This window comes from Pantoea sp. FN0307 (assembly GCF_050113815.1).
Classification (GTDB): domain Bacteria; phylum Pseudomonadota; class Gammaproteobacteria; order Enterobacterales; family Enterobacteriaceae; genus Mixta; species Mixta alhagi.
The window spans coordinates 14,319-33,184 of sequence record NZ_JBNJSO010000002.1; the positions used below are offsets into that span (position 1 = coordinate 14,319).

Here is an 18,866-nt window from a genome sequence, read left to right on the forward strand (position 1 = left end):
CTCACACAGGGATAGACAGGTGCGCCATATTCCATTGCTGTTTCTTTGTCTTTTGTTACAAGCGTGTACACAAACGCAACAGGGGCTGGTTGATACCGCGAAGCTGGCGGTAATGGGCCCGGACGATGTCACCGTATCGGATGAAAAAATAGAATCACTGCCTTACGCCAGCATGTATTTGCGTATCAACGGCGGTCAGCGCATCTTCCTGGTGCTGGGCTATGCCGAACAAGGCCAACAGAAATGGGTAACGCAGGATCGGGCGATGCTGGTCACGCAGCAGGGCCGTCTGGTAAAAACCCTGGGCCTGAGCGACAACCTGCTGGAAGTGGATAATTTACAGCAGGATCCCTTAGCGCATTCACTGCAGATTCGTGAGGGTGAAAGCTGGACGCGCATCATGAGCTGGACCGAGAACGGCCAGCTGCGCGCAAGTAGCGCGACTTCACGTTTTATCCGCGGTCATGACGAAGTACTGACGCTGGCGGGTCAAAAGATCCCCTGCCGGGTCTGGCATGAAGAGGTGACCATCGCCGCGAACGGTACGGAATGGCAAAACACTTTCTGGATTGATGCCATCAGCGGCGAGGTGCGTCAGAGCGCACAGCAGGTGGGAGCGGATACGCTGCCGGTCGAGATCACCATTCTGAAGCCCGCAAAATCATGAAAAACATTCTTGCCTTAGCCAGCCTGCTTGGCGGCCTCGCATTTAACGCGCTGGCGGATAGCCAGGTGACAATTTATTACCCCAACGCATCGCAAACCGCCGTGGTCAGTGATGCACAAACGCTCTCTCAGCTACTTGCCAGTCCGGCGGTGAAGGATCGAAGCTGGTGGCCCGGTACGGTCATTGCGGAGTCGCTGGCAACGGCAGCGGCGCAGCAGCATTACCATCAGACGCTGGCAAAATTACAACGCTGGGCGGCAAGCGCAGAGGGCGCGCGCGCTGCGGCGATCAATGCTGTGTTGCAACAACTAAAAACGGTGCGGGTAACCGGCAGACAATTCACCTCGCTCGATCCTGACTGGATACGGCTACGTCCGGAGGCCAATCGGCGTCTGGAAGGAGAGTACAGCCTCTACACCCTGCAACGCCCCACCAGCATTACGCTGGCCGGCGCCATTGCCGACAGCGGTAAAGTGGTCTGGCAGCCGGGGCGCGATACGCGTGATTACCTTGTCGGTCATGCGCGCCTGAGTGGCGCAGAGCGCAATGTGGCAACGGTTATTGCGCCAGACGGCGCTATCCGGGAAGTGCCGGTAGCCTACTGGAATCATCGTCATGTGGAAGTCGCGCCGGGCAGCATCATCTATGTCGGCTTCTCTTCCTGGGCGCTGCCGGACGAATACCACGACCTTAACCAGCAAATCATCTCTGTTTTGACGCACCGGATCCCTGACTGATGAAAACAAACATGCTTCTCAGCCTGCTCGCTGTTTGCGTAGCGGCTGCCTGCCAGGCGCAGGCGGCAACGTGGGGCGAACCCATTGGCCCGTCACAGTCAGATTTCGGCGGGGTTGGCCTGATGCAGGTGCCAACGGCGCGAATGGCTAAAGAGGGCGAATTCAGCCTTAACTATCGGAATAACAATCAGTATCGATTCTATTCCGCTTCGCTGATGCTGTTTCCCTGGCTGGAAACCACCGTACGCTACACCGATGTGCGCACGCGGCTTTACAGTCGGGTGGACGGTTTTAGCGGCGATCAAAGTTATAAAGATAAGGCTTTTGATATCAAGCTGCGGCTATGGCAGGAAGGTTACTGGCTGCCTGAAGTGGCGCTGGGCATACGCGATTTAGGCGGCACCGGACTGTTCGACAGCGAATATCTGGTGGCGACCAAAGCCTGGGGACCGCTCGACTTTACTCTGGGCATTGGCTGGGGCTATCTCGGCAACAGCGGCAATATCAAAAACCCCTTCTGTTCCTATGACGATAAATTCTGCCATCGCCGTGGAGGCTTTGGCTCAGCAGGCTCGGTCAACGGTGACGAACTGTTTAAGGGACCGGCATCGATCTTCGGCGGCATTGAATATCAGACGCCATGGCAGCCGCTGCGTCTGAAGCTGGAGTATGAAGGCAACGACTATCAGGGCGACTACGCCGGTCGGCTGGAGCAGCGCAGCAAAGTCAACGTCGGCGCTGTCTATCGTCTGACGGACTGGGCCGATATCAACGCCAGCTATGAGCGCGGCAATACCTTCACTTTTGGCTTTACCCTGCGCAGCAATTTCAACGCGTTAAGTACGCGCCATCTCGACAGCAGCAAGCCGGGCTATCGTCCGCAGCCGCAGCCGGAAATCCTCCAGCATACGGCAGTAGCTAATCAGCTGACGCAGCTGAAATATAATGCCGGACTGGATGCGCCGAATCTGCAGGTGAAAGAGCGTACCCTCTATGTTACAGGCGAGCAGGTAAAATATCGGGATACGCAGCAGGGCGTCGATCGTGCCAACATTATTCTGATGAATAATTTGCCGGAAAATATCGATACGCTGCGCGTAACCCAAACGCGCTATAACCTGCCGCAGGTCACCACGGAAACCAACGTCAGTAGCCTGCGTCAGCAGCTGGAAGGCTACCCGCTGGGGCACGAGCAGCCGCTGGCGCAGCATCGTGTAGATCCGGTCGATCCGGGTAAAACCGAACAAGGGTACTATATTGAGAAAGGGCGTTTGAGCTACGGCCTTTCCCCGGTACTGAATCAGTCGGTTGGCGGCCCCGAGAGCTTTTATATGTATCAGGCGGGCATTAATGCCAACGCCGATTACTGGCTGACGCAGCATCTGCTGGTAGGCGGCGGCCTCTTTGTCAACCTCGCCAACAACTACGACAAGTTCAACTACGATGGTCGGCCGATCGACTCCTCACTGCCGCGCGTGCGTACCCATATTCGCGATTATGTAAAAAATAACGTTTACGTTAACAATTTGCAGGCGAACTGGTTCCAGCACTTTGGCAACGGTTTTTATGGCCAGGTGTACGGCGGCTATCTGGAAACCATGTATGGCGGCGTAGGGGCAGAAGTGCTCTATCGTCCGCTCGATGCCAGCTGGGCTGTTGGCATAGATGCAAACTATGTTAAACAGCGCGACTGGGACAACATGATGAAATTCACTAACTACACGGCACCGACCGGCCATCTCACCGCCTACTGGCAGCCGTGGTTTATGAATAACGTGCTGGTGAAAATGAGCGTGGGCGAATATCTGGCGAAAGATAAGGGCGGCACGATTGACGTCTCAAAACGCTTCGACAGCGGCGTGACGGTGGGCGCTTACGCTACCTTAACCAACGTCTCCGGTAACGAATATGGCGAGGGCAATTTCACCAAAGGGTTCTATATTTCCGTGCCGATGGATCTGTTTACCGTTACCCACAACCGTGGCCGCGCTCAGGTTAACTGGACGCCGCTGACGCGCGATGGCGGACAGATGCTGGGCCGTAAATATCAGCTGTATGATATGACCAGCGACCGTGATATTCACTTCCGCTGATTAGCACTGCCGTTCAGCAACACTGGAAACGCTCTGCCTTCGGTCAGGGCGTTTTTTTATGCGTAACATAATGTGATGTTGGTCACATTCTGTCATGATGTCAGCTCGGCAGATGCCGGTTACCACGTACGTAAAAGGGCATAACAATGAGTAGTGAAAAAATGATAGCCACCGTCCTGCAATGGATATTAAACATCGGCCTGCTGTTTCTGGGCCTTATTCTGATCGTCTTTCTGGGCAAAGAGACTATCCACCTGGCAAACGTCCTGCTGAATACTGGCGAAGCCGCCTCGGCTTATTTGCTGATCGAAGGCATTGTCATCTGGTTTCTTTATTTCGAGTTTATTGCGCTTATCGTTAAATACTTCCAGTCGGGTTACCATTTCCCGTTGCGCTATTTTATTTATATCGGCATCACGGCCATCATCCGGCTGATTGTGGTCGACCATAAAGATCCTTTCGACACGCTCTGCTATTCTGCCGCTATCTTGATTCTGGTTGTTACGCTGTGGCTGGCCAATAGCAACCGACTCAGGCGCGAATAAAAAAAAGGCGGCCAACAGGCCGCCTGAATATACACAGGACACAACTTAGCAGTGGCAATAACAACAAAGGCAACAATGGCAATAAAAATCATTAACCCTTCACGCCGCCAGCGGTTAAACCGCTAACCAGCCAGCGCTGCGCCAGCAGAAACACCAGCGTAATCGGCAGCGCAGATAACACCGCCGCCGCGGCAAAATCTCCCCACAGATAGTTCTGCGGATTCAGATACTGCTGCATACCCACCGCCAGCGTATAACTGTTAACATCACGCAACAGCAGCGAGGCGACGGGCACTTCCGTCACGGCAGCAATAAAAGACAAAATAAACACCACGGCAAGAATAGGCACAGAAAGCGGCAGTAAAATTAAGCGGAAAGCCTGCCATGGCGTTGCGCCGTCCAGCGCCGCTGCTTCTTCCAGCGAACCATCAATGGTTTCAAAATAGCCTTTAATCGTCCAGACGTGTAAGGCGATACCGCCGAGGTAGGCAAAAATTAGCCCGGCATGGGTATTCAGGCCGATAAAGGGAATGTACTGTCCCAAACGGTCGAACAGAGCATAAAGCGCTACCAGCGAAAGTACAGCGGGAAACATCTGAAATATAAGCATTCCTTTCAGCAGCGTCGTCTTACCGCGGAATCGCATACGGGCAAAAGCATAGGCGCAGGTTGTGGAAAGCGCAACAATCCCAACGGCAGTTATCGCGGCCACTTTTACTGAATTCCACAGCCACAACAGCACCGGAAAAGGGGGCGGGGTAACGCTGCCGTTTTCGTGCGTGACGGTGAAACCCAGCGCCAGCTTCCAGTGGTCCCAGGAGATATGCTCCGGCAGCAGACTGCCGATCGCATAGTTGCCGGGACGCAGAGAAATCGCCAGCACCATCATCAGCGGATACATAATCAGCACAATAAAGCCGAGCAGCAACAGATGCGTCAGCGCCAGCCGCAGCTTCTGTGATTTGGGTTGAACCATCGCCATCTCTCGCTCCTTAATCTGTCTTAATACGGGTGAACCGCAGGTTAAACAGCGCCAGCGCGCCGACCAGCAGGAAAATCAGCGTAGCGATAGCGGCTGCCAGGCCGAAATCCTGACCGCCGCCGCCTTCAAAGGCGATGCGCCAGGTGTAGCTCACCAGCAGGTCGGTATAGCCTGCTGGCGTGGTCGTGCCGAGCCGGTCAGGGCCGCCGTCGGTAAGCAACAAAATCAGCACGAAGTTATTAAAGTTAAAGGCGAAGCTGGCAATCATCAGCGGCGTAAGCGGCTTAACCAGCAGCGGCAGCGTAATGCGGAAAAAGTTTTGCATCGGCGTGGCGCCGTCCAGCGCTGAGGCTTCATACAGGTCGTCGGGAATCGCTTTGAGCAGCCCCATACACAGAATCATCATGTAGGGATAGCCAAGCCAGGTATTCACAATTACCAGCATGGTACGCGCCATAGCCGGATCGCTGAACCAGGCAGGTTTGATGCCGAACAGACCGTCAAGCATCATATTGATCTCGCCAAAGCTCTGGTTAAACAGCCCTTTGAAGATCAGAATGGAGATAAAGGCCGGAACCGCATAGGGCAGGATCAGCAGCAGGCGATACACCGCACGTCCTTTTAGCGCTTCCCACTGCATCAGGCAGGCCAGCACCATGCCTACCGCCACGGTCAGCAATACCGTGAGCGCGGCGAAAATGACCGTCCAGATAAAAATAGCGATAAAAGGCTGCTGAATTCCCTTATCGGTCAATACGCGCAGGAAGTTATCCCAGCCCACCGCCACCGTATAACCAGGGCTGAGTTTTTCACTGGTCCACTGCTGGTTGGCATCTTTGGTCTGCCAGAAGCCGGTTTCGTCATTGGCATACCAGACTTTGCCGGTCTGTTTGTCGGTCAGCGAGTTATCTTCGCCGAGGCGGTAGAGCGGCTGAGTGCCAGAGAACTGACGCAGCGAACTCATGCGCAGTTGCGTACCGTCCGGTAGACGTGCCGTTAGCTGTGAAAGCGCCTGACGATTTTGAGTGATATCACGCAGCATGGCGCGCTCACCTGCCGGTTCTTGCTGGGTTTCTGTAAGAGTAAGTGTTTGCTCACCTTTGCCAGCGAGGGAAAAGGGCGGGGTAATAAACTGTTTGTTTTCCGGGCTTTTCAGCAGCAGGCGCCACTCTTTATCCGCCGTTGACCAGAGGGAAAATGCGTAGCTGTCACCCGCCTGAAATTGACGATCCAGCAGTACCTGACGCGCCCGCTCAAAAGAGAGCTGGTTAGTGCTGCTGTAGTTGGTAAACGCGATAGCGATGGTACAGGCCAGCGGAAACAGCACAAACAGCACCATGCCTGCCAGTCCGGGCCAAACGTAGCGCCACGCCTGAGCCCGGCGGCGGAAGAAAATAATCAGGCCGCTGCTGAGCAGAATCAACGTGACAATAGCGAACAGGTATTCGCCCTGGGCATACATCAGAACAACCAGATAGCCGGTTATCATCACACACAGGGCAAGAACCAGCCACTTCAGGGCGTCACGCTGCCACCACAATGCGGATTTTGCCATTTCAGGTTCCTTCTGCAACTGATGAAAAGAGGGGCGAGCCGCAGCATCGGGCCACCTGACGAACAGAGCCGCAGGTGGCCGGGAGCAAAGCGATAGCAAGCCCTTACTTGGTTAAGCGGTTTTCCGCATCTTTCAGCGCGGCTTCCACCGTCTGACGACCATTGATCGCATTCAGCACCGCGTTACGCTCGGCGTACCAGAAGGCGGACATTTGCGGCACGTTCGGCATGATCTCGCCTTTCTGCGAGTTCTCCATGGTGGCGGCAATCTTTTCATCCTTCGCCAGCTTCTCCTGATACGATTTCAGCGCCACGGCACCCAGCGGCTTGTCCGCATTCATTTTCGCCAGGCCGTCATCGGTCAGCAGATAGTTTTCCAGAAACTCCTTCGCCAGCTCTTTGTTGGGGCTGGCGGCGTTAATGCCCGCGCTCAGGACGCCAACGAATGGCTTCGACGGCTGACCTTTAAAGGTGGGAAGCAGGGTGACGCCATAATTGATTTTGGCGCTTTCGATATTATTCCATGCCCAGGGACCGTTAATGGTCATCGCGGTTTCGCCTTTATTAAAGGCCGCTTCAGCAATGGCGTAGTCGGTATCCGCATTCAGGTGTTTGTTTTTAATCAGGTCGATCAGGAATTGCAGACCCTGCTGTGAGCCCTGATTATTAACGCCAACCTTTTTCACGTTATAGCTGCCGTTCTCTTTCTCAAAGGCGTAACCGCCGTTTGCAGCAATAAGCGGCCAGGTGAAATAGGGTTCCTGCAGGTTAAACATCAGAGCGCTTTTGCCTTTGGCGCGCAGCGCTTTGTCCAGAGCCGGGATCTCTTCCCAGCTTTTAGGCGGGTTGGACAGCAGATCTTTGTTATAAATCAAAGACAGCGACTCCACCGCCACCGGATAACCGATCAGCTTGCCGTTAAAACGCACCGCGTCCCAGGTAAAGGGATAGATTTTGTCCTGCAGCGCTTTGTCTGGTGACACTTCTGCCAGCAGGCCCGATTGCGCATAGCCGCCAAAGCGATCGTGCGCCCAGAAAATAATGTCCGGGCCATCGCCAGTGGCCGCAACCTGCGGATATTTCTCTTCCAGCTTATCAGGATGCTCAACGGTGACTTTAATGCCGGTATCCTGCTCAAACTTTTTGCCGACTTCCGCCAGGCCGTTGTAGCCCTTATCGCCATTAATCCAGATCACCAGCTTGCCTTCTTCGATCTTCGCCAGCGCGGCGCCCGGTAACAGCGCGGCGCTCATGGCGCATAACAACAGCGTTTTGCTATTAAGTTTGAACTTTGACATTTCCCTTACCTCTAAACGTGAGTGGTTGTCGTTAGGCAGGAGTCTGCTGATAAGCGACGGCTGACTCATCCTCCCTGTTTCTACGCCCCACCGGCCAGAAGTGTGATCCCTATAGCTTTTTTGTCCCTTTCTGCGTGCCAGCACACAAAAAACAGCCCCTTTTCCTGCCGTTTCGATCACGAAAAAGCGTGACGGGTCAGTGAGATCCCCCTTTCCGCTACAAACTCATCCTCCTGCCTCCTCCCCCGTAAAAAAGCGGATGGTGGAGGATTTTTCCTCCCCCGCCTTCACGCACACTTCCTGCCATTCAAAGGAAGTCGTGGAGATGGGAGAGGCCAATGACGAATGTGGTGCTGAAAGAGGTCACCAAATCCTGGGGCGATGTGGTGGTATCAAAAGATATCAACCTGTGCATTGCCGAGGGGGAGTTCGTGGTGTTTGTCGGGCCATCAGGCTGCGGCAAGTCAACGCTGCTGCGCATGATTGCCGGACTGGAAGAGATCACTTCCGGCGAACTGACTATTGGCGGTAAACGCATGAACGAAGTGCCGCCAGCCGAGCGCGGCGTGGGAATGGTCTTTCAGTCTTATGCGCTTTATCCCCATCTGACGGTGGCGGATAACATGTCATTCGGCCTCAAACTGGCCGGTACCCATAAAAAAGAGATCCAACAGCGCGTTTCGCAGGTAGCGGAAGTGCTGCAGCTGGCGCATCTGCTGGATCGCCAGCCGAAGGCGCTCTCCGGCGGGCAGCGCCAGCGCGTGGCGATTGGCCGTACGCTGGTGGCGGAACCGCAGGTCTTCCTGCTGGATGAACCGCTCTCTAACCTGGATGCCGCACTGCGCGTGCAGATGCGCATTGAGATTTCCCGTCTGCATAAGCGCCTGAAGCGCACCATGATTTACGTCACTCATGACCAGGTTGAAGCGATGACGCTGGCAGACAAGATTGTGGTGCTGGAAGGTGGACGCATCGCCCAGGTCGGTAAACCGCTGGAGCTGTATCACTATCCCGCTAACCGTTTTGTCGCCGGTTTTATCGGCTCGCCCAAAATGAACTTCCTGCCGGTAAAAGTTACCGCGACCGCCATCGATCAGGTGCAGGTAGAGCTGCCTAATCGCCAGCAAATCTGGCTGCCGGTAGACAGCATCGATGTACCGGTCGGCGCCAATATGTCGCTGGGCATTCGCCCCGAACACTTGCTGCCCAGCGAGGTGGCTGACGTCACGCTGCAGGGCACCGTGCAGGTTGTCGAACAGCTTGGCCAGGAAACACAAATCCATATCCAAATCCCTGCGCTGCGTCAGAACCTGGTTTACCGCCAGAGCGACGTGGTGCTGGTTGAAGAAGGTGCCCAATACGCCATCGGACTGCCGCCACAGCGTTGCCATCTTTTCCGTGAAGATGGACGCGCCTGCCGTCGGTTACACAGCGAACCCGGCGTAGAAGCACACATAACAGTAAAATCATAACAGGAGAACAGCGATGTTAACGCGCTCTAAGTACCCTCTGGCCGTGGCAGTGGCCCTCGCAGTTGTGGCACCGCACGCCAGCGCGGTGGATTTCAAAGGTTATGCCCGTTCCGGCATCGGCTGGACCGGCAGCGGCGGTGAGCAGCAGTGCTTCCAGGCAACCGGCGCTAACTCTAAGTACCGTCTTGGCAACGAATGTGATACCTATGCGGAAATCCAGCTGGGCCAGGAAGTGTGGAAAGAGGGTGAGAAAAGCTTCTATGTCGATACTATGATCGGCTATGGCGTATCGCAGGAGAATGATGTTGAAACCACGAATCCTGCGGTACGTCAGATGAACGTAGTGGGTAAAAACCTGTTTGATGCGCTGCCGGGTGCCAATATCTGGGCCGGTAAGCGTTATTACAAGCGTCATGATGTCCATATGATCGACTTCTACTACTGGGACGTTTCCGGTCCTGGCGGCGGTATTGAAGATATCGATCTCGGCTTCGGTAAGCTGTCGCTGGCTGCCACGCGTAACTCAGAGGCTGGCGGATCGGAAGCCTTTATCAATGGCAATACACGAAGCAAAAACCGTGCAAACGATATTTTTGACGTGCGTTTAGGCGGTATGGAAGTGAACCCTGGCGGCTCGCTGGAGCTGGGCTTTGACTACGGCAGCGCGAACGATACCGACGGCTATAATGCAGCAGACGAAGATGCTTCTGATAATGGCTGGATGGCCACTCTGGAACATACCCAGACCTTCTACGGCACCAGCCTGAATAAATTCGTTGTGCAGTACGCCACCGACGCGATGACTCAGAACCGCAACGGTCGTCCAGGGACAGCAGTAAATAACAACGGCTCGATGTTCCGCGTGATCGACCACGGCGCGATTGACTTCAACGATACCTGGAGCCTGATGTATGTGGGTATGTACCAGGACGTGGATCGCGATAACGATAACGGCACCACCTGGTACACCGTGGGCGTGCGCCCGATGTACAAATGGACGCCGATCATGAGCACCCTGCTGGAAGCGGGCTACGACAACGTGAAGTCCCAGCGCACCGGCGACCGCAACAGCCAGTACAAAATTACCCTGGCTCAGCAGTGGCAGGCAGGCAACAGCATTTGGTCACGTCCGGCGATTCGCGTATTCGCTACCTACGCCAAGTGGGATGAGAAATGGGGCTACGCTTCCTCTGAGACAAATAATCAGAACTACGTTGGCAACCTGCCGGGCACTACCGCTGGCGTTGCCTACAGCGATAACGCTGCGCATACCTTTAGCCGTGGCGACAATGATGAAGTTTCCTTCGGTATTCAGATGGAAGCCTGGTGGTAATAAGACAATCTGACAGGGCATAGTCCGCCCTGAGTCCTGCCTTAGCCCGCCTCCCTATTGCCTGAGAGAGGCGGGTTTCTCTTGAGGATAACAAAATGAAAAAACATCTACTCGCGCTCTGCCTGTTTCCGGCCCTGAGTTTTACCGTGCTGCCAGTTGTCGCCGCCAGCACCAGCCTTAATCCGCAGAATGTGGCTACCGCGCCGTCGATCGCCCCGGAAAAACTACAGCGCCTCTCCTGGCTGCCGTTGGCACCGCCGGTGGGTCAGGACATTGCGCTGAATACCGCCTCGGCCAGCCTGAATGAAGGCGATATCAGCGGGCCGGTTGCCGCCGTTGCGCTGCCCGCCGATCAGGGATCGCTGGAAGTCACACTGGCCAGCATCATGAAAGATCAACGTGTTTATGCGCCGAACGTACTGGTGCTGGATAGCCAGCTGCAGCCTGCGGCCTTTTTCCCCAGCAGCTATTTCACTTACCAGAAGCCAGGCATTGTTGCCACTAACCGGCTGGAAGGCACCATGAAGCTGACGCCGGTGCTGGGACAAAAACAGATTTACCTGTTGATCTACACCACCACGCGCGATCTGGCGCAAACCTCTACTATGATCAACCCGGCAAAACTTTATGCGGAAGGGGCAAGCAATGCCATTCCTGACGTGCCGGATCCGGTGGTACGGCACGTTAATACCGGTACGCTGTCGCTAAAAGTGAAAAGCGAGCAGAACAGCGGCAATATTATGATCGGCAAGCTGTTCGGCTCTGGTGAGTCGAAACCCGTGGTGGTGGGCAGTGCCAATGCCTCTACGGGATCGGCTCAGCCGAACATCAGTACGCCAAACTCGATGCCAACCGCCGCGCCTGCGCCAGCCGCCAAATCTGAGCCGATGCTGAACGATACCGAGAAATATTTTAACGATGGTATTCGCAAAGCCGCGAAAGCGGGTGATATCGATAAAGCGCTGAAGCTGATGAACGAGGCGGAACGTCTTGGCTCCACATCAGCACGCGCAACATTTATCAGTAGTGTGAAAGGCAAGGGATAACATCCCCATATTGCTGATCTTGCTGGATGATTGGTGCGCCGTTGGCGCACCCTTTTTCGGCGGTTCAAAACTTATCGCGGCGCGGCTCCTCTGCGAATAATCAACGTTATTATCTTACTTCTATCTACATCGGTTTTCGCAAAGCGTTAGGAAATCATGCCAGTGACAAAGTCCGCTTCTGGATTATACAGGTTCCATATTCTGCCGCTAAAATTGCCTGTGCTATTTTTTTCTTTCTATAAATTATTCAAATAAACATATTTTATTAATGCCATTACAAGCGTAAAAACTATACAAGCCAGAGTGAATAAAGTTACTCTGTAATAAGTTTTCATCCATCCCAAAAAGCTATCGGGAACCGTATCAAAAAAATTATAAACGTCACGGTTGTTGTAAAACATGAATAGAGGCTTCCTGTTTCTTTTAATGCATATAAAGTAGTAGACCAGTGTGAAAGACCCAAAGAACCCCATCAGTGAATGGAAATGATAAGGCACAGGAAATGTAAAACCTTTTTTATAGTAAATTTCAATGATTTTTTCGTATTTATTTCGGTTTGCACAATAGTAAAAAAACAAAAAGATAAGAGATAAGAAGCCTGCCCATATGCCCGCTATCCCCATGTAAGAAAATAAATTATTCACGCATTAACCCCTGAAAAAATAATCTATAATTGACTCGCCGGCAGTACCGGTGGCATATCCTCCAGCAACCGAACCGATAGCTGCACATGCCAGCCCTCCCGCTCCACCTGCGGGCGCTGTTATAATTCCAAGCCCAACACAGATGGCGCCTCCTGCAGTGGCCCCAATGGCACCGCCAGAGACACCTAATAAAGTACCTGCGGCAAATTTCGTATATTCTTTAAATGCACTTCTTCCGCATTCGTTTTCTCTTCCTGTCGAGCAGGCCTTCATCACATCGTTGGTGGTGCCCGCAAAAGAAAAACCGATGCCAATATATCCACCCAGCTTTAAGAATCTTGCAGCTTTGGCTGCATTACCGACATACGTTGAATATCCTGGGATACCTACCACGCCTGCCGTTGACCATTCATGAACAATTGCGCGACTGGAAAGATTTAACGCCTTGCGCATATCTTCATAGGGACTGAATTTTACGGTATGACGAGCCAGTGACTTAACCAGAGGTTTATTTACCAGCGTTTTTAGCTCATTTAGTAACTGGTTGCGTTCAGCAAAAAATTGCTGCCCAATGGGCGTACCCTGCGTTCGGTACTGGTTTTGATAGGTTTTTTCAATTTTTTTAACGTGCTTTCTATTGCCAGAAAGTACTTTTCTCCTGAGTCACCCGCCGTACTGAATATTTGATCTCCTGCTTTGGTTAGGCCGGCAATCATACCGTAATGCTTATGGAAAAAATCCGCTTCCTCTGCGCTGACGCTGGTAAAGGCTATATTTGTTTGCTGCTTTGCCTGCCTCAGCGTTTGCAGCATCTGTGTTGTTGCAGGTGTATCTGGATCGGCAACAATCAGCATCTGTCCGGATTTTAGCCACTGCGTATCAGCGTTGAGATCCATAAAAAGGCTTACTGCCGGAGAGCGGATATTCCGGAAAAGTTGCCGGGCCTGAAAATCCAGCGTACCGGTTTGTTCAACGACACAATATCCTGGCGCAACATTACGTTTCATGCCTCCATCCTCCGTTGATGTTATGTGGTTTTACCGCGCTAATAATAGGTATGCGGAAAGAATATAAAACAATATCCGGGTAATCATGGCTGGCGTTGCAGACATAGTATCGATTTTGCCATAAAGGCTCACGCCATTAACACCAGACCGGAAGCCAGGCTGAAAGGCACGCAACCCATGCGGTAAAGAGCAGATTGCCCGCTGATTTCCCATGCTATTTTTCTGCTGTGTGGCGTGTTACGCGTAAGGCTCTGCGCTACACTATGGCACCTGTTTTTTACCGGAGATGCCGAATGTCCGATAACGCGCTTTCCCTGCTGCGCGCCATTGCCTGGCTTCCCACCTCATCGCCTGCGCTGTCAGCACCGCTGCTCGACTGGCTGCTGGAAGAAGATTCGATGACGAAGCGCTTTGAACGCCACTGCGGGAAAGTTACCGTAGAGCCGCAGTTTGAAGGCTTCGTCACTGCTGATGATATCGCTGAGGAGCTGCCGTTTCTGCCGCTGGAGCCGCGCTACTGGCTGCGTGAAATCATCTTGTCGGGTGACGGCGTGCCCTGGCTGGCTGGCCGCACGGTGGTGCCGGAATCGACCCTGGACGGACCAGAAATGATGCTCAGCCAGCTGGGCACGCGTCCGCTGGGCCGTTATCTCTTCTCTTCCTCCACGCTAACGCGTGATTTTATCGATCCCGGTATCTCTGCTGCGCTGTGGGGGCGTCGCTCGCGTCTGCGTTTATCGGGCAAGCCGCTGTTATTAACCGAGCTGTTTTTGCCCGCTGCACCGCTTTATCAAAGCCTGTCTGGAGAACCAAGTGAGTAATATAGAAAAAGGGCTGACGCGCAATAAGCTGCAGGCTTACAGCCGACTGATGCGCATTGATAAACCGATTGGTTCGCTGCTGCTGCTGTGGCCGACATTATGGGCGCTGTGGCTGGCGGGCGAAGCCGTGCCGCCGCTGCAGGTGTTGATCGTGTTTGTGCTGGGCGTCTTTTTTATGCGAGCGGCGGGTTGCGTGGTGAATGATTTTGCCGATCGCAAAATTGATGGTCACGTAAAGCGTACTCAGACGAGGCCGCTGGCCAGCGGCATGGTCAGTGAGAAAGAGGCAAAAGTGCTGTTTGTAGCGCTGGCGCTGGTCTCTTTTGCGCTGGTACTGACGATGAACGCCATTACCATCTGGCTGTCGTTCGCCGGGCTGGCGCTGGCCTGGATCTATCCTTTTATGAAGCGTTATACCCATCTGCCGCAGGTGGTATTGGGTGCCGCCTTCGGCTGGGCCATCCCAATGGGCTGGGCGGCAGTCAGCGGCCACGTGCCGCTGAACGGCTGGTTACTGTTTTTCGCCAACATTTGCTGGACGGTGGCCTATGACACACAGTACGCCATGGTAGACAGGGATGATGATGTAAAAATTGGCGTAAAATCAACGGCTATTCTGTTTGGGCGTTTTGATAAGCTGATCATTGGCCTGTTGCAGCTGGCGACCCTGCTGTTGCTGATAATTGTTGGTCAGCGCATGGAGCTGGATGGTGCTTTTTACTGGTCGCTGCTGTTGGCCGCCGCGCTGTTTGCACATCAGCAGAAACTGATTGCCGAACGCCAGCGGGAGCGCTGTTTTCAGGCTTTTTTAAATAATAACTATGTGGGTCTGGTGATATTTATCGGCATTGCGCTGAATATGCCGCCGTTCAGCCAGTGGTAAATGATCAATTAAACAGAAGCGAATAAAAAAGCGGGCGCCACTGGCGCCCGCTCTGTTTTACGCTTTAGTCAGCCTTTAGCTGGGCGTAACGGCATTTTCAATCGTCTGACGTACGTCGCTGGTGATCAGCTCCGCCAGCATATGATAAGTGTTCTGCGTCTGCTCCAGCGCGGCATCGCCGGTATCGCTGATATAGCCTTCGTCGCGTAGCGTCAGCACCAGCGTTGAGAACACCGCCTTATCGAAAAACTCCGGCGCGTTGATGCCATGCAGCACCGACAAACGCTGCGCCAGCGTACGGCTCTCTTTCTCCAGTGAACCGCGGTTAATTGCCGGATTAGCGCTGAGGATAGAGAAGGTGATGGCGTAGCGCTGCAGCGTTTCACGCATACCTGCAGCCAGCAGCTGCAAGGTACGGAAACGCACCGCGTTCAGACGCATCACATCGTTTTCAATGATGATCAACTGCTGACGAGCCAGTTCGGCAACCAGCTGTTGCAGCAGCTGTGGCAGTTCTTCTTTATCCCAACGCAGGAACAGCTCGCTTTTCAACAACGGATAAAGCACCGAGACCTGACGCAGCAACTCGGCGGCGGAGATTTCACGATGCTGCTGCACAATCGCGGCAATCAGCGACGGCATCACCAGCATATGGTGCACATTATTGCGATAGTAGGTCATCAGCACTGCCTGTTCGCGCGGCAGGATAATGATATCGCCAATATTGTCTTTTTCCGTCTCGAACTTATTCATGTTCAGCGCATGTTCCAGCAGCGCTTCCGGCGTCATATCCGGCACGGTGGCATCCGGCGAATAGGGAACATGACGCAGCAGATCGAGGTAGCACTCCAGCTGCTCGATAAGCTGTTCACGGGTGAGCGAGCGCTGACGTGAGGCGAGCAGTGCGGTAACGCACAGGTTCATGGCATTGGCGGCGCTGGCGTTGTTAATACGCACCATAATCTGCTGGGCGATATCGTTTACCGCTGGCGTCAGCCATTGTGGACGCTGCGCGACAATGGGATCGATCGAATCACGCCACTCCGGCACCTGCTTGTTAAGATAATTGACCAGCGGCAGCGGCTCGCCAAAGTTGACATAACCCTGGCCCAGATTACGCAGCTTGCTCAGGCCGCGCAGCATTTGCATAAAGCCTTCTTTCTCTTTAGCCGCGCCGCGCAGTTCCTTAGCGTAAGTGCCTACTTCCATTACATGCTCATAGCCGATATACACCGGCACCACGGTAATAGGTCGGTTGCCGCCACGTAGCATTGCCTGAATCGTCATTGACAGCGTACCGGTTTTCGGATCGAGCAGACGTCCGGTGCGTGAGCGTCCACCTTCAACAAAATATTCAACCGAATAGCCGCGGCTGAACAGCTCGCCCAGATATTCGCGGAACACCGTGGAGTAGAGCTTGTTGCCCTTAAAGGTTCGACGAATAAAGAACGCGCCGAGACGACGGAAAATTGGCCCGGCCGGCCAGAAGTTAAGGTTGATGCCGGCAGCAATGTGCGGCGGCACCAGCCCCTGATGATAAAGCACGTAGGAGAGCAGCAAATAATCCATATGGCTGCGGTGGCAGGGCACATAAACCAGTCCGTGACCATCCAGCGCCAGCTGACGAATACGTTCGCCGCCGCTGACGTTGATGCCCTGGTAGATTTTGCTCCATGTCCAGCCAATCACGCGGTCGCTCAGACGGATCATTTCATAGGAAAAGTCAGCCGCGATCTCTTCCATCAGCTCGATGGCGTTCTGCTGCGCTTTCTCCTGCGAGATTTTTTTGCTGCGCGCTTCGTCCTCTACCGCTTTGGCAATGGCCTTCGACTGCAGCAGCTTATTAAACAGATCGTGGCGTACCGGCAGGCGCGGCCCAACGGCGGCCAGACGCTGACGGGCAAAATGAATGCGCGCCACGCGCGCCAGCTTCTGGGCAATGGTTTTATCGGTGCCGTGTTCTGTCGCCATACGACGCAGAGAAACCATCGGTGAGAAACGCACAAAGCTATCGCGTCCCAGCCACAGCACAGCAATAAATTTCTGTACGCCATTCAGCTCACGCAGGTGAGGGGTTTGCTCGCCCAGCACCTCACGTCCCGGCGCACGGCCAAACATCACCGAAACCGGTACCATCTGCACGTCGAGGTTCGGGTTATTGCGGTGCAAATCAAGATAGTCATGAAACAGTTTCACTGATTCCTGATTCGGCACAAAATAGGGGAACACGCGTGGGCCGTCATGAATAAAGACGTAACGCGGCAACAGCGCGCCGTCTATCTCCAGCGGATCAAGCGGATCGGGCAGATCGTGCAGGCGACACTGGGTGCGCAACGCAAGGAGATCGGCCTTTGAATCATAAGGCAGCACATACATAATGGGGCGCGACGTATCGATTCCCAGTTCTGCTACCGGCTCACCCGGAATTGCCTTACTCTTAACTAAAAATGTTAGTGGTAAATTCAGTAACTTATAATAAAGTTTACGCCAACCTGACATAGACAACATGAAGCCTCTTGTTAGCAAAGCGCCGCAAGCATACCAGAAAGCGCATTGAAGATCTGTGGTGTTGCAATTAGTGCTGCATCCTGACATTGACGTTAAACATTGCAAAGGGTTCCCTGAAGATGGCAAATAACGTAACGGGCCTTACCCGCATCATTAAGGCGGCCGGATATTCCTGGAAAGGCCTGCGGGCAGCCTGGCAGCATGAAGCGGCGTTTCGCCAGGAAACACTGTTGGCGCTGGCGGCGGTGCTCATCGCTTGCTGGCTTGATGTTGATGCCATCACGCGCGTTTTGCTGATTGGCTCTGTGTTTCTCATTATTATCGTCGAAATCCTTAACAGCGCTATCGAAGCGGTGGTGGACCGCATCGGCAGTGAGCTTCATCCGCTGTCCGGACGGGCTAAAGATATGGGCTCAGCGGCGGTACTGCTCAGCATCATACTGGCCCTTTTTGTTTGGGTAACCCTGCTGTGGTCATATATTCGATAGGGTTTCCATAATGGATAAAGAGTTGTTTTTTACACAGCTTTCGGTTTCCATTCCACCAATACCTGTATATACTCACAGCGACTGTATAAACAACCAGGGGGCGGGATGAAAACCTTAACGGCTCGGCAGCAACAGGTTTATGACCTGATTCGCGATCACATTAATCAGACAGGTATGCCGCCAACACGTGCGGAAATCGCCGCCCAGTTAGGCTTTCGCTCCCCTAACGCAGCAGAGGAACATCTCAAAGCGCTGGCGCGTAAAGGCGTGATTGAGATGGTGTCTGGCGCTTCGCGCGGTATTCGTCTGATGGCAGAAGAAGAAAATGGCCTGCCGCTGATTGGCCGCGTTGCCGCCGGCGAACCGCTGCTGGCGCAGGAGCATATCGAAAGCCGCTTCCAGGTTGACCCTAATCTGTTTAAGCCTCACGCAGACTTTCTGCTGCGTGTCAGCGGTATGTCGATGAAAGATATCGGTATCGTGGATGGCGATCTGCTGGCAGTGCATAAAACGCAGGATGTCCGTAACGGCCAGGTGGTCGTGGCGCGCATTGATGATGAAGTCACTGTGAAACGTCTGAAGCGTCAGGGCAATACTGTGCAGCTGCTGCCAGAAAACAATGATTTCCAGCCGATTGTGGTCGATCTGCAACAGCAGACGCTGACGATCGAAGGTCTGGCCGTTGGCGTTATTCGTAACGGCGACTGGCTGTAATGACTCAGTGGCGGCCTGCTGGCTGCCACTTACTTCCCCTGTAGTCCTGATTCCGGCGATAACCGCTGTGGCTT

15 protein-coding genes and 1 pseudogene are annotated in these 18,866 nt (G+C 53.8%); 11 read left to right on the top strand and 5 right to left on the bottom strand.

Annotated elements, in window-relative coordinates; all coding sequences use genetic code 11:
- The first annotated feature begins 19 nt into the window (after positions 1-19).
- The 4 genes from ACQE3Z_RS07585 to psiE all read left to right on the top strand — a co-directional run bounded on the left by ACQE3Z_RS07585 (position 20) and on the right by psiE (position 4,042).
- A complete protein-coding gene (locus ACQE3Z_RS07585; protein WP_426973110.1) occupies positions 20-667 on the top strand; it encodes a YjbF family lipoprotein in 648 nt (215 codons plus the stop codon).
- Positions 664-1,404 (top strand): capsule biosynthesis GfcC D2 domain-containing protein, encoded by a 741-nt coding sequence (locus tag ACQE3Z_RS07590; RefSeq protein ID WP_426973112.1) that lies wholly within the window; start codon positions 664-666, stop codon positions 1,402-1,404. The genes ACQE3Z_RS07585 and ACQE3Z_RS07590 overlap by 4 nt, the downstream gene beginning before the upstream one ends.
- Positions 1,404-3,497 carry a YjbH domain-containing protein gene (locus tag ACQE3Z_RS07595; RefSeq protein ID WP_426973113.1) on the top strand — a complete coding sequence of 698 codons (2,094 nt, stop codon included), beginning with the start codon at positions 1,404-1,406 and terminating at the stop codon, positions 3,495-3,497. Before ACQE3Z_RS07590 ends, ACQE3Z_RS07595 begins: the two co-directional genes overlap by 1 nt.
- Before the next feature lie 146 nt (positions 3,498-3,643).
- Complete coding sequence (gene psiE / locus ACQE3Z_RS07600) at positions 3,644-4,042, top strand: phosphate-starvation-inducible protein PsiE (RefSeq protein WP_426973115.1); 399 nt, start codon at positions 3,644-3,646, stop codon at positions 4,040-4,042.
- Between the two features lie 91 nt (positions 4,043-4,133).
- Here the strand turns inward: psiE and malG are convergent, their stop codons facing one another.
- From malG to malE, 3 genes are all read right to left on the bottom strand, one after another.
- Positions 4,134-5,024, bottom strand: coding sequence for a maltose ABC transporter permease MalG (gene malG / locus ACQE3Z_RS07605; RefSeq protein WP_085069615.1), 891 nt, complete (start codon positions 5,022-5,024; stop codon positions 4,134-4,136).
- Positions 5,025-5,034: 10 nt separating this feature from the next.
- A complete protein-coding gene (gene malF / locus ACQE3Z_RS07610; protein ID WP_426973116.1) occupies positions 5,035-6,579 on the bottom strand; it encodes a maltose ABC transporter permease MalF in 1,545 nt (514 codons plus the stop codon).
- A gap of 103 nt (positions 6,580-6,682) precedes the next feature.
- Complete coding sequence (malE, locus tag ACQE3Z_RS07615) at positions 6,683-7,876, bottom strand: maltose/maltodextrin ABC transporter substrate-binding protein MalE (protein WP_426973118.1); 1,194 nt, start codon at positions 7,874-7,876, stop codon at positions 6,683-6,685.
- A 338-nt stretch (positions 7,877-8,214) separates the two neighbouring features.
- Here malE and malK point away from each other — a divergent pair, with 338 nt between their 5' ends.
- From malK to malM, 3 genes are all read left to right on the top strand, one after another.
- Positions 8,215-9,348: a maltose/maltodextrin ABC transporter ATP-binding protein MalK gene (malK, locus tag ACQE3Z_RS07620; protein WP_426973120.1), complete on the top strand. Its 1,134-nt coding sequence runs from the start codon at positions 8,215-8,217 to the stop codon at positions 9,346-9,348.
- Positions 9,349-9,361: 13 nt separating this feature from the next.
- Positions 9,362-10,681: a maltoporin gene (locus tag ACQE3Z_RS07625; protein ID WP_426973121.1), complete on the top strand. Its 1,320-nt coding sequence runs from the start codon at positions 9,362-9,364 to the stop codon at positions 10,679-10,681.
- A 95-nt stretch (positions 10,682-10,776) separates the two neighbouring features.
- Entirely contained in the window at positions 10,777-11,727 is a 951-nt protein-coding gene (gene malM / locus ACQE3Z_RS07630; RefSeq protein WP_426973122.1) for a maltose operon protein MalM, read from the top strand.
- Between the two features lie 647 nt (positions 11,728-12,374).
- On the opposite strand, the pseudogene ACQE3Z_RS07635 reads toward malM, so the two are convergent.
- Positions 12,375-13,378: pseudogene (locus ACQE3Z_RS07635) on the bottom strand (hypothetical protein).
- 293 nt (positions 13,379-13,671) lie between these two features.
- Between ACQE3Z_RS07635 and ubiC the strand changes: the two are divergent.
- Both ubiC and ubiA read left to right on the top strand, forming a co-directional pair.
- Positions 13,672-14,199, top strand: coding sequence for a chorismate lyase (gene ubiC, locus ACQE3Z_RS07640; protein ID WP_250651063.1), 528 nt, complete (start codon positions 13,672-13,674; stop codon positions 14,197-14,199).
- 1 nt (position 14,200) lies between these two features.
- A complete protein-coding gene (gene ubiA, locus ACQE3Z_RS07645; RefSeq protein WP_426973735.1) occupies positions 14,201-15,082 on the top strand; it encodes a 4-hydroxybenzoate octaprenyltransferase in 882 nt (293 codons plus the stop codon).
- Positions 15,083-15,157: 75 nt separating this feature from the next.
- On the opposite strand, the gene plsB is transcribed toward ubiA, so the two are convergent.
- The gene (plsB, locus tag ACQE3Z_RS07650) at positions 15,158-17,581 is read right to left on the bottom strand and encodes a glycerol-3-phosphate 1-O-acyltransferase PlsB (protein WP_426973736.1); all 2,424 of its coding nucleotides are present in this window, start codon (positions 17,579-17,581) and stop codon (positions 15,158-15,160) included.
- A 128-nt stretch (positions 17,582-17,709) separates the two neighbouring features.
- Here plsB and ACQE3Z_RS07655 point away from each other — a divergent pair, with 128 nt between their 5' ends.
- Positions 17,710-18,078: a diacylglycerol kinase gene (locus ACQE3Z_RS07655; protein WP_250651062.1), complete on the top strand. Its 369-nt coding sequence runs from the start codon at positions 17,710-17,712 to the stop codon at positions 18,076-18,078.
- 105 nt (positions 18,079-18,183) lie between these two features.
- Complete coding sequence (gene lexA, locus ACQE3Z_RS07660) at positions 18,184-18,792, top strand: transcriptional repressor LexA (protein WP_085069641.1); 609 nt, start codon at positions 18,184-18,186, stop codon at positions 18,790-18,792.
- Positions 18,793-18,866 lie beyond the last annotated feature (74 nt).